Origin of the sequence: Pediococcus parvulus (assembly GCF_964063155.1) — a bacterium.
GTDB lineage: Bacteria > Bacillota > Bacilli > Lactobacillales > Lactobacillaceae > Pediococcus > Pediococcus parvulus.
This window is the reverse complement of record NZ_OZ061293.1, coordinates 1-11,609: the sequence shown is the minus strand read 5'-3', so window position 1 is coordinate 11,609 and position 11,609 is coordinate 1. Positions and strand designations below refer to the sequence as shown.

Here is an 11,609-nt window from a genome sequence, read left to right as displayed (position 1 = left end):
AATGGAGGATAGCATTATGTCTTTTTTGAAACGTCTCGTCGTTACCATGCTCACTATTTTGGTGATAACCACAGGTGTCGCTGGTTGTACTCAACAATCAACTAGTAAAACTAATAGCGATCACGCCACCATAGTATTGATCGTAAATCACAAACAAGTTGCCAAGAAGCATGTGGTAGTGGTTAAAAAAGAAACTATAATAAAAGCACTTAGGTCCAAGTTTAAGGTAAAAACTACAAAGGGATTCATTACCTCAATCAATGGTCACACACAGAATACGAAGAAAAATAAATATTGGATGTATAAGGTCAACGGTAAAACTGCATCCAAAGGTGCCGATGCTACTACCATACACAAGGGCGATAAGGTTGCATTTACACTCAATGCACAGAAGTAACCACATAGGCACACGGCGTCTAACATTTTTGGCCTTGATGACGGCGCTCTGTGTGGTAGGCCGCTTTGCATTCATTTCTATTCCTAATGTACAACCAATAACGGCAATTGTTGTGTGGTTAACACTAACGATGGGTATTTTTGACGGTACAGTGGTCTCCATGCTGAGTATGTTGATTACCAACCTGTTTATGGGTATGGGATACTGGACATTGGCACAACTAGCTGCATACTTCACAGTTGTCTTGCTGGTAGCATTGTTAGGACAATGGCATTGTTCGCATCCACTCTTGATTCACAGCATAATAGCCGCATGCATGGGCTTTGTCTACGGTTTTGCCGTTAGCCTGTTTCAAGCACCAATTCTCGGTGGGTTCCCTGCTGCATTCGCCTATTGGTTAGTCGGAATTCCATTTGACGCAATGCACGCGTTCGGTAACATTGTTATTTATCCCTTGCTAGCTCCACGCCTCACTAAATTGATAAAGCGTTATCCAAGGTTTATTGGTCCCCACAATTAGATAATCAATTGAAATTTGGAGAATCAAAAAAGCGACTATTCATGTCGCTTTTTTTGATTAACATATAATCATAGGGTAGCGTCAAGAATCTTGTGTAAATGAAATGCCTTCGTACATATAATATGTATCTAACTTAAATAAATGATGCTTCCAAGGTGTCCTGGAGTCCTTTGAACCCTCGGTGGATCCGCTTCAGAGACTTCTCGTTATAAACATTAAACTGAGAAACCAGGAAGCGATCCAGTGAATCTTCCGTTGGAAATTGTTCTTTGTGGTGGGTGGTGCGCTTGAGATGCTTATTAAAGTTCTCAATCAGGTTAGTGGAGTATAGTGATTGCCGGATAGCTGGTGGAAAGTCCATGAAAGTGAGTAAATTCGGCATTTTAAGCAGATCTTTGATTAATTTGGGATAGGTCTGATGCCAGTTGTTGGCGAACTCATTCAGTTTCAGTTCGGCTGCTTCACGGTTGGCGGCCCGATGAACTTGTTTAAAGTCACTGATCACGGCCTTGCGGTCTTTTACGCGAACTTTGTTCATCAGATTCCGCCCAACATGAACCAGGCAACGTTGTCGTTTGGCTTTAGGGAAATGCCGATTCAAGCCTTCATCCAAACCAACTAACCCATCGGCCACAAACAACAGCACATCTTTAACGCCCTGCTTGATCAAGGTTCCCAGCAGTTCAGTCCAGATTCCAGTCGATTCCGTTGGCGCCACTTGGTAGTTCAGCACTTCTTTCGTACCATCTGGACGAATGCCAATCGCAATATGAACGGCTTCTTTTTGAACGGTATCCCGCTTTAACGGCAAGTAAGTGGCATCTAAGAAGATGGCCGCATATCGTGAAGCCAGTCGGCGTTGCTGGAAAGCTTGAACCTGTTCATTGACGGCTTTAGTCATGTTGGAAACCGTGGCTTTGGAGTAGTGAGCACCGTACATTTTCTCAATGAGTTCGGCAATTTCAGCAGTGGTCATTCCCTTGGTATACAACTGAATGACCGTTGTTTCTAAATTATCACTGTGCCGACCGTAGGCTGGCAAGGTATGATTTTCAAACCGGCCATTGCGATCTCGAGGAATGGTTAAGTTAAGTTGGCCGTACTTCGTATCAAACGAGCGCTCATAACTGCCGTTGCGGTTATTACCAGTGTTAATCCCAGCGTATGAGTAGCGTTCGTAACCCAAAAACTCTGCCAATTCGGTTTGAAGCAGCTGGTTAATCGCAATTTCGAGGTGGTGACGAAAAACTTCGTCCAAATCTTGCTTTTGGGCTAGTGCAGCGATAATTTCTGTGGTAAGTTCATTCATGGGGAATGCCTCCTGTGATGTTTTCTGTGGTTACTAAATATCATAAGGGAAGGCATTCCCTATTTCTATACAATTCAGAAATCTTTTATGCATTTACACAAGATATTTTACGCTCTCTCAGATTCGGTTTGTTGAGGTAATGATGGCTGTGATTGTTTGTGTGTAGTTAAATCTAATTGTTGTGCTTGATCGGCAATCCTATTAGTCGTTGCAATCTGTTCGTCCTTAACCTCTAACTGCTGTTTAAGTAGCTCAATAAAAGCTGATTGTTCTTTGGTTTGAGCCTGTAAAAAATTATTAACCGTCAAACCGTACCAAGAAATTTTCGTGATCGATATTAGTAACCAAGCCCATATTTCCCGGCGGACTTTTTACCGGAATTTCAAAAGCAAAGACGATGTGATTAATCAGTATGTTATTTCCTTACTAAAGAAATACACTGATTGGATCTTGCAAGTTAACCCCCAAACCTATAAAGAAGTCATCGATGACTTCTTTACTTACTGGCCAGCTCACTCAGCTAAATTGGCTTTGTTAGTTAAAGCTGGTTTAAGCTATAAGATCTTGGATAATGCTAACCAAACGATGCCGGTTTTCTTTCGGCGTTTCCATCTCCGCCACCCCAGTGTTGCTTGACACGTCGATGTCACTAACGATACCAAAGTTGAATATATGACCCGCATTGCCGTCGGTATTTTCTGGAATACTTTTTGCTTATGGTTAGCCCAGCCGACGTCGATCACCATTCAAAATTTAGCAATCCTCGTCAAACATGATTTAAAGCAACTGGGCAATTACTAGTGGCCGAGAAATGCTAAAATAGAGTTGAGTTAACAATTATGAAGGGAGGAGCGTCAATTGGATAGTGAAATTATTGCCCGGCCATTGGTGACCATCACCAACGTCATTTGGAGTTTTAATACTGAATTACACCGACCACAATTACTATTGATTAAGCGGGCAGATGAACCTCTAAAGGGACATTGGGCCCTCCCCGAAACCCTCTTGCGGAGTAAAGAGAGTGCCGACGCGGCCTGCATTCGTCTAATTGACGATAAAATTGGCCTGCAAGTTCCGATGAATTCAACCGAACAACTGGCCACCTTTACAGATCCCAAGCGGGTTACGGGAACTCGGGCACTGGCACTCGCCTATATGACCTATTTACCATCAACCCCAAAATTGCATCCAGGGTATGGGGCCACAGATGCCCAATGGTTCGTGCTTGATAAAGATCAGGGCAACTATGTGATCACCCATGACCAACAGGAGATTATCCTAAGTCCCGCCGGTCACCTGGTCTTTGATCATATTCAAATCATTACCACCGCCATTAATCGGATTAAAAACAAGCTGGACTATCAACCCCAAATTCTTCGGATCTTAGGTAATACCTTTACCCTGCGCCAAGCGCGCGAAGTCTTTGCGGCTTTCTTAGGTACGACAATTGACAAGATTGATAATTCCAACTTTAAGAAAACTCACAACCACCTCTTCAAAGAAGTCGGGGCCGCCACTTTGAACCATTCTGGGCGGCCACCAAAGCTCTACCAACTTAACTAAAGGGCATCATTTGCATTTTGCTGCAAAGTATTTATACTAGACGTAAATAAAAGTTAACCATACTTTTATTTTTAGCCAAATTAAAGTAATTTTTACTCAAAAGGAAGCATTTAAGATGAATCTACAACTATTAACCGACTTATATGAATTTTCCATGGCCAATGGGTACTACGCTACCCTACCCCATGATCGACAAGCTCGCTTCGACGTCTTTTACCGCCGGGTTCCCGACAACGGTAGTTTTGTCATTGTCGCTGGTCTCCAGCAAGTGGTAGAACAAGTTCAAAATTGGCATTTCACTAAGGAGAATATTGAATACCTGACCTCCCTGAATGAATTTACTCCCGAGTTTTTGGATTACCTGAGCAAGATTAAAAATCACTGCTCGATTAAGGCTTTACCAGAAGGAACCCCTGTTTTCCCACGGGAACCAATTATTTCAATTAGTGGACCGTTGATTGAAGCCCAGCTGTTAGAAACCTTTATTCTAAACATCATTAACCATCAATCATTAATTGCGACGAAGTCTTGGCAAATCAACCATGCCGCTCAAGGCCGACCAATTATGGAATTTGGCGCGCGGCGGGCGCAAGGCCCTGATGCCGCCACGTATGGGGCGCGAGCCGCGGTGATCGGCGGTTGTACCAGCACGTCGAACTTACAAGCAGCCAGTAAATTTAATATTCCCGCGGCCGGCACAATGGCACATGCCTGGGTCGAAAGCTTCTCTGATGAATTAAGTGCCTTTCAAGCTTGGGCCAAGGTTTATCCTGACAAAGTTTCCTTGCTCGTTGATACTTATGATGTCTTGAAGTCAGGAGTGCCGAACGCGATTCGGGTCTTCAAGCAAGTTAGCGCTCAAGGGCACCAACCAGTCGGGATCCGGATAGATTCCGGTGACATTTCGCAATTAGCCATCAAAGCCCGGAAGATGCTCGATGATGCTGGCTTCCCCAAGGCAAAGATTACAGCTTCAGATGCCCTTGATGCGCATGTAGTTAAGTCGTTGTTGGATGAAGGAGCTCCAATTGATAACTTTGGGATTGGGGAACGTTTAATTACCAGTTCCTCCAGTCCGGTATTAAGTGGCGTTTATAAGCTCGCCGAAGAAAAGATTAATGATCAATGGATCCCAAAAATTAAGGTTAGTGATAGCAGAGAAAAGATCACCCTGCCTGGTAATAAGCAAGTTTACCGGATTTACCGGCAAGATAACCTTCATCAAGCGATCGCCGATGTGATTGTCCTGGCTGATGAGCACATCACGGCTCCATTGAAAGTGGTTAATGCTAATTCGGCAGCCACGCACGCCAGCCAAGTTCTGACTAACTTTAATGCTAAGCCATTGATGCAAGAATATCTGGGTTCCAATGCTTCCCCAATCGAAAATGATCTCTTTAAGATTCAGCAATTCTCAATGGATCAAGTAGCAGAATTACCAGAAGCCACAAAACGGTTAGTTAACCCCGATCGGTACCCAGTTTACTTAACAGCTACATTGGCTGAATTGCAAGAACAGTTAATTACTAAAGCTCAATTTACGGAGGAACATTAAGATGGCTAAAGCGCTCTTAATTATTGACTATACAAACGACTTTGTGGCTGATAAGGGATCACTAACGGTTGGCAAGCCAGCGCAGACGTTGGCCCCAGAAATTATGCGGTTAGCCGATCAATTCTTAAGCCAGCATGATTATGTGATCTTTCCCACTGATGGTCACCGGCTTAATGACCCATTCAATCCAGAAACCAAACTATATCCGGCCCATAATATTATTGGGACGACCGGTCAGAAACTATACGGCCAAGTCGGCAGCTGGTTTGATCGACATCATGACGATTCCCATGTCTACAAATTCAATAAGAACCGTTACTCCTCCTTCCAAAACACCAATTTGGATAACTACCTGCGGGAACGGCGGATTGATGAAGTCTGGATTGCTGGTGTCTGCACTGATATTTGTGTCCTCCACACCGCAATCAGTGCCTACAACCTGGATTACCACATTGTGATTCCACAAGCAGCCGTGACCACGTTCTCACCAGCTGGTGCTGAATGGGCGATGAATCATTTTAAAAACGTATTAGGGGCCACAATTCGATAATTCACTTTCAAATGATTATCAAAAAAACCACGAATTAATTACAAAAAATTCCCTTTGCTAAATGCATTGGGAATTTTTCTTTTGGCGTTACCTTTCTAGGGTAAAAGGTAACATTTTATTTTCAAATACAATCTTGAAAATAAAATTTAATGGTTATTAGGAAATGTGTTCCTAATGCCCTCGGCAGAGCTCCCTAGTCAAAATGGGGTTACTCCATTTTGACTAGGGAGCTAGTAAATTGGATATCTTATCCACTTTACTGTACTGCAAACATGTTATAATTACTTGTAAGATAATAACTTACGGAGGCATAAAAGATGGCAATAAAATGTACCGTAACAACTGACTTACAAGCGAAAGATACTAATGGATATTCCGGCATTCAGAAGCATGTTGAACATGATGAAAAGATTAATCACAGTAATCAAGATATTGTGTTTAATGAAACGCAGTTCAACGTGTACGATGAATCGAAAGCTACTAAGCATGCAATCGAAGAATGGAACAACAAACACTTCCAGAACTATGTTGAGCACAGTTGTTTGCATTCCGATTAATAAATGATACCACTCTAACATGATTCCCATCATTTTCTCAAAATAGTTTTGCTGCTCATAAAAAACGGTTTTTAATTTATCTAACATATAAATCTCATCTTTTTATATTAAACTTTTTGCGATATCTGATAAAGGTCGTCCGTTTAATCCCGGTATTTCGAGTCACATCAATGTCACTCATGCCTGCCTGGTAAAGCTTAAAAGCATGTTGCAAACGGGGATCATCTTTGGCATATTGGGGTTTGCGCCCATGATATTTACCCTGCTGCTTAGCTAAGGCAATCCCTTGTTGCTGGCGCTCAATGATTCGCTTACGTTCACTTTCGGCCTGATACTTATAGAGTTCAATAATCAAGTTGGTCATCAGTTGACGTAAATTTGGGTCAGCAATCCCTGTCATGGACGGCAAATTTAACACATCTAGGGTGGCACCCTTATTTTGAATAGAGTTCATGATCTTAGTCAAATCATGGTTGTTTCTGCCTAAGCGATCTAATTCAGTGACCATTACAATATCACCCTCACGAATATAGGCCAGCATTTTTTGCAGTTCTGGTCGCTTGGTGTTAGCCCCACTTAATTTATCCGTAAATAATTTATCAACGCCCTTTAAAGCCGCTAACTGTCGATCTAAGTGTTGCTCCTTGGAACTCACGCGAGCGTAACCGATTTTAGACATTTCCAAGCCTCCTTTTGGACAGTTCTAATGAACATTAGTAAATCCTAGTATAGCACAAAACCAGAAACGGCCAATAGGGTATACCCTATTGGCCTTTTTGAAAAATCGTTGTATCAAGATAAGAGGAAACTGGCAAAAAAACGTCAGTTTCAACCCCTCGGGCGCTGTCGCCCCGAACCCCGACCAAGCTGAACCAGCTTGACCGTGAAACATGAGCGGGGGCTCCCGCTCATACTCACCCCATCACTCGCCGTGAGGGCAGGAAAGCAAAGTTCAAGAAACTTTGGCTTTCAGCCAATTCAGTGTCTGGGTTTAGTTAGCTAGTCAACTCCTTATCCTCGCTCCCGTTGGTCGTTCCGGTACCGTTGACTACCAGCTCGTACCCGCTTTTAGTTGCAACGTGGTGCAAGGATTAAGTTCGAAGGAGTGCAAACTAAAAAGTGTAATTTTAATCTAAGTCATTTATATTCTTTCAATTGATACACACAAACTGTGCTTCTTTTAATTTAATACGGGATTTTTACTAGTATTCGTGTATTTTATAAGGAGTTCTACTTTTTGTTAAGGATCAGATTTAATGCGTTAAATAGATATTTACTACTGTAATAATAGAAAGCACAAAAAAAAGATCCTTAAAAGGATCTTTTTTTGTAACTAGTAGAAAAAATCTTGCAGATTGTTTTTACCGTTTACGTGTTTAATTATTATCTCCATCAGAATTGGCTTTTCCGCCTTTTTTCCCAATTTTTTCGTAATGGTCTTTATCATGTGACTTAGCGGTTGCTTCTCCGCCTTTTTTCCCAATTTTTTCGTAATGGTCTTTATCATGTGACTTAGCGGTTGCTTCTCCGCCTTTTTCCCCAATTTTTTCGTAAAAGTCATCACCATGAGAATCGGCAGTTGCTTCTCCACCCTTTTTTCCGTTTTTTTCATAAAAATCTTTGTCATGAGATTCGGAAGTGGCTTCTCCACCCTTTTCACCATTTTCTTTGTAGAATTTGTCACCATGATTATTTGAAGTAGCTTCTCCACCTTTGCGTCCAGCTTCTTCTCTGCTCATTTTTTCGTTATCTTTTTCAGCCATAATAATCCTCCTTTAATATTGAGTATTTGTATCCGCTTACAATTTCTTCTACTAACACTATAGTATCAAGATAATTTTTTTAAGCAAACAAAAGGGCTTCTCAGAAGAAAACATCATATAAATGTAATGAGTTTGAGACATTAAAAATAAAGAGAATATTTTTTTCCTAACTAACTAAAATGATAAGTTCAATAAACATAGCTTTTTTTTTACAAAACTAGTTGTATTTATAAGAGCCTGAAATAATTGAGTTCCAAGTATAAAATGATATAGTCACTGTATATAAGGAGGGGAATACATGTTATTTTCTATAGCTCTTAAATTAATAGTGGGTTTACTTGGTCTATTAGTAGTTGTTCGTCTTTTGGGGAAAAAGGCTATCTCAGAGATTACTCCCTTTGATCTTATTTATACTTTAGTATTGGGTGGGATTTTAGAAGAATCCATATACGATGACAAAGTAAATATAGGACATTTGTTGTTTGCTCTATTTTTATGGGCAACAATGATTTACATCATAGAGCGAGTTGTTCAGAAAAATGAGAAAATTAATCGTTGGTTAAAAGGAGAACCTTCCGTTCTTATTAGAGATGGAGTCTTAAATTTAAAAGAAATCTCTGGAAATCATATTGAAATGGAACAATTGAGAACTATGTTAAGACAGCAGCAATGTTTCTCACTTGAAAATGCAAAACATACTGTTCTTGAAAATGCGGGACAAATAAGCGTACTTAAAAAATCAGAAGAAGATAAAGTCATGTCTCTTATGCTTGTAGATCAAGGGCGTATACAATATAGAGTTCTTCAAACTCATGAACTAGAAAAATCGTGGTTAATGGAAAATTTAGAAAAAGAAGGCTATACAATGTTACGAGATATTCTCTATGTTGAATGGTCAGAAGAAAAAGGATTTTATATTTTAACAAATGACGATGTGATTAATACAACTTATAGAATAGACGGCTAACTAACTATAAGATGCTTTTATTTATAGAATAGGTAGATTGCAAATTTAATCCGAATTTTTTGACAAATTAGTCAGCATGACTTGGTAAGGTGTTTGCCAGTTGAGCACTTTCAGCGGTCGCTGGTTAATTTGGAGTAACGTAGTTGTCAAATCTTGAGCACTAATGTGCTCAAAACAAGTCCCTTTAGGGTAAAAATAACGTAAGTTCCGATTAAAGCGTTCATTATTACCACGTTCAGCCGGTGCATAAGCATGACAGTAATAAACCCGTACTGTTGTTCAAATGAAACCAGGCCGCTAAATTCAGTGCCACGGTCCACGGTAAGACTGTTCACCGGACCCTTAAAAGTTGTTAAAAACTTAGTCAGTGCTTCATTGACAGTTGCTGCTGTCCGATCTTTTAACCGGTAGGCCCAAATAAAACGTGATTTACGATCAAGTAAAGTTAATAAAACTGCCTTACTATGTCCACGAGGGCCAACAACCGTATCAATTTCAAAATCACTGATGCGCTTACGTTGATTGATTACGTTTGGCCGTTGTTCAATTGACTGCCCTAATGATTGGTTATACTTAGAACGCTGGTCAAGGTTACGCCGTTGGCGTAACCCATGTTCAGGCAGCGCATTCAACTCGATTTGCCCTTGAGTTAACCAATTATAAATGGATTTAGTGGCTAGTTTTAGTTCATGCGCAATTACTTCTGGTAATCAGCTTAGACGTAAATGGTTTAGAATGGTTTGCTTTAATTTAGCATTCAGTTTAGTCTTACGGCCACATCGTGCCCGCTTATATTCAGCATCTGCTTGAGCCAATTTAGCCTGATAAGGTTGACATCGCGACAATTCATAAAAAATGGTAGCTGGTAATTGCTTTAACCGATCAGCCATTTGGCTATTGGACAGCCCTAGTTCACAAAAGGTTTCGATTTTAATTCGTTCGGAATAGGTTATACTAGACAAAAGATCAGCTCCTAAAAGATGGGTTTGTGGTAAACACCATTTTAAAGGAAGCTGATCTTTTTTGTCCGAACAGCGTTCGGATTAATTTTACAATCTACCATACGCTCACCTATAAGTGCCTTGAATGTGAACTAGAAGATGGGATTGCGCATTTAATTCAAGCGCACACACCAGCAGCTTTAATTCCGCATAGTCTCGCTTCAGCTTTGGTGGTTGCCGAGATCATTTGTCAAAAGTTTATCTTAGGTACGCCGTTATATCGGCAATTACCCAACTGGAAGCGACTAGGTATCGCACTTTCAGAAGCCACGGCGACCAACTGGATCATTAAATTAAGTCAAATGGTTGCGCCAATCTACGACCTATTGTGGCAAGCAATCAGCGCGCAGCGCTATTTGCAAGGTGACGAGACCCCAATTCAAGTACTACGTGAATCAGGTAAAGCCGCAACCGCAAAATCCTATATGTGGGTGGCCCGAACGGTCAAACAATGTCCCCAGCAAATTATTTTATATGCTTATAGCAAGACACGTTCAGGCACCTTCGCCCAAAAATTATACCAGAACTTCGCTGGTATCCTACAGTGCGATGGTTATGCCGGCTATAACTTGTTAGCAAACAGTGTGACTCGGGTCGGTTGTTGGGCCCATGTGCGGCGTAAGTTTTACGATGCCGCCCAAGTTAACGGTAAAACAGTAGCAAGTGTCCCCCTGACATTAATCGATGAGATGTTTGCCCATGAACGACAATGGCAGCATTTTTCCCCGCGCGTGCGGCGGCGTAGACGACGTAGTCAGATTCGCAAGCTACTTAAGCGCTTCTGGAAATGGATCGATTCGGCACAGGTACTACCTAAATCACGTTTAGGCAAGGCAATCACTAACGCCGTTGATCAAAGGCCTACCTTAGATCGGCTAATCAATATTGGCATGATGGACTGGAGCAATAATGCTTCTGAATGCAATATGAAGCGTCTTGTGATCGGCCGAAAAAATTGGCTTTTCAGTACGAGTCCAGCCGGAGCCAGATCAACCGCCATTTGGCTAACTTTAATTGAAAGTGCCAAGGCCAACGGCATTGATCCACGAGCTTACATTACTTATCTGTTAAAAGAACTGCCGCAACAACCAGATTTCGCCGATCCGGCGCAGTTAGCGGTTTATTTACCATGGCATTATCCAGGTGCTCGGCATCAAAATAAAAAAACAACGGACAAGCATCAAACTAAAAATGCCGCCTAACAAAAGACAACCAGATTTCTCAAAATCGAGAAGTTTGGTTGTCTTTTTAAAACGGGTGATTATTTACCGCTTACGAACCTTCTGAGTTGGAGTAAATCCAAATTCAGGGGGGATATGTTTTCAGCTAAATACAGCAACAAGTATTAAGCGAATATCACCAGGGAACTTCGTCCTTGTTACTTACGAAAAAGTATGAAATTAATGGAAGTGCAAGGATTTATCAGT

General features: G+C 41.3%; 14 protein-coding genes and 1 pseudogene. 10 read left to right on the top strand and 5 right to left on the bottom strand.

Annotated features, from left to right (window positions below; genetic code table 11):
- Positions 1-16: 16 nt before the first annotated feature.
- Together AB3217_RS10560 and AB3217_RS10555 are read left to right on the top strand one after the other, a co-directional pair.
- Complete coding sequence (locus AB3217_RS10560; protein WP_010078094.1) at positions 17-397, top strand: DUF4430 domain-containing protein; 381 nt, start codon at positions 17-19, stop codon at positions 395-397.
- Entirely contained in the window at positions 339-917 is a 579-nt protein-coding gene (locus AB3217_RS10555) for an ECF transporter S component (RefSeq protein WP_367366138.1), read from the top strand. The genes AB3217_RS10560 and AB3217_RS10555 overlap by 59 nt, the downstream gene beginning before the upstream one ends.
- Before the next feature lie 133 nt (positions 918-1,050).
- Here AB3217_RS10555 and AB3217_RS10550 read toward each other — a convergent pair whose 3' ends face one another.
- Together AB3217_RS10550 and AB3217_RS10545 are read right to left on the bottom strand one after the other, a co-directional pair.
- Entirely contained in the window at positions 1,051-2,226 is a 1,176-nt protein-coding gene (locus AB3217_RS10550) for an IS256 family transposase (protein ID WP_317767504.1), read from the bottom strand.
- Between the two features lie 107 nt (positions 2,227-2,333).
- Positions 2,334-2,534 carry a DUF536 domain-containing protein gene (locus tag AB3217_RS10545; RefSeq protein WP_225361824.1) on the bottom strand — a complete coding sequence of 67 codons (201 nt, stop codon included), beginning with the start codon at positions 2,532-2,534 and terminating at the stop codon, positions 2,334-2,336.
- A gap of 19 nt (positions 2,535-2,553) precedes the next feature.
- Here AB3217_RS10545 and AB3217_RS10540 point away from each other — a divergent pair, with 19 nt between their 5' ends.
- The 6 genes from AB3217_RS10540 (at position 2,554) to AB3217_RS10515 (ending at position 6,451) form a co-directional block, all read left to right on the top strand.
- Positions 2,554-2,862, top strand: coding sequence for a TetR/AcrR family transcriptional regulator (locus AB3217_RS10540; RefSeq protein ID WP_060463328.1), 309 nt, complete (start codon positions 2,554-2,556; stop codon positions 2,860-2,862).
- Between the two features lie 36 nt (positions 2,863-2,898).
- Positions 2,899-3,027 carry a hypothetical protein gene (locus tag AB3217_RS10535; RefSeq protein WP_257788172.1) on the top strand — a complete coding sequence of 43 codons (129 nt, stop codon included), beginning with the start codon at positions 2,899-2,901 and terminating at the stop codon, positions 3,025-3,027.
- A 57-nt stretch (positions 3,028-3,084) separates the two neighbouring features.
- On the top strand, positions 3,085-3,789 hold the full coding sequence (locus AB3217_RS10530; protein WP_035426685.1) for an NrtR DNA-binding winged helix domain-containing protein: 705 nt from the start codon (positions 3,085-3,087) through the stop codon (positions 3,787-3,789).
- Between the two features lie 115 nt (positions 3,790-3,904).
- Positions 3,905-5,344 (top strand): nicotinate phosphoribosyltransferase, encoded by a 1,440-nt coding sequence (locus AB3217_RS10525; RefSeq protein ID WP_317767330.1) that lies wholly within the window; start codon positions 3,905-3,907, stop codon positions 5,342-5,344.
- A 1-nt stretch (position 5,345) separates the two neighbouring features.
- Positions 5,346-5,894 (top strand): isochorismatase family cysteine hydrolase, encoded by a 549-nt coding sequence (locus tag AB3217_RS10520; protein ID WP_317767332.1) that lies wholly within the window; start codon positions 5,346-5,348, stop codon positions 5,892-5,894.
- 317 nt (positions 5,895-6,211) lie between these two features.
- The gene (locus tag AB3217_RS10515) at positions 6,212-6,451 is read left to right on the top strand and encodes a hypothetical protein (protein ID WP_225418902.1); all 240 of its coding nucleotides are present in this window, start codon (positions 6,212-6,214) and stop codon (positions 6,449-6,451) included.
- 94 nt (positions 6,452-6,545) lie between these two features.
- Here the strand turns inward: AB3217_RS10515 and AB3217_RS10510 are convergent, their stop codons facing one another.
- Positions 6,546-7,130: a recombinase family protein gene (locus tag AB3217_RS10510; protein ID WP_317767336.1), complete on the bottom strand. Its 585-nt coding sequence runs from the start codon at positions 7,128-7,130 to the stop codon at positions 6,546-6,548.
- A gap of 697 nt (positions 7,131-7,827) precedes the next feature.
- The gene (locus tag AB3217_RS10505; RefSeq protein WP_241468145.1) at positions 7,828-8,214 is read right to left on the bottom strand and encodes a general stress protein; all 387 of its coding nucleotides are present in this window, start codon (positions 8,212-8,214) and stop codon (positions 7,828-7,830) included.
- A 298-nt stretch (positions 8,215-8,512) separates the two neighbouring features.
- Between AB3217_RS10505 and AB3217_RS10500 the strand changes: the two genes are divergently transcribed.
- A complete protein-coding gene (locus AB3217_RS10500; protein ID WP_195753494.1) occupies positions 8,513-9,181 on the top strand; it encodes a DUF421 domain-containing protein in 669 nt (222 codons plus the stop codon).
- 45 nt (positions 9,182-9,226) lie between these two features.
- On the opposite strand, the pseudogene AB3217_RS10495 reads toward AB3217_RS10500, so the two are convergent.
- Positions 9,227-10,143: pseudogene (locus AB3217_RS10495) on the bottom strand (IS30 family transposase).
- A gap of 26 nt (positions 10,144-10,169) precedes the next feature.
- On the opposite strand from AB3217_RS10495, the gene AB3217_RS10490 reads away from it, so the two are divergent.
- The gene (locus tag AB3217_RS10490; RefSeq protein ID WP_367366137.1) at positions 10,170-11,384 is read left to right on the top strand and encodes an IS66 family transposase; all 1,215 of its coding nucleotides are present in this window, start codon (positions 10,170-10,172) and stop codon (positions 11,382-11,384) included.
- Positions 11,385-11,609 lie beyond the last annotated feature (225 nt).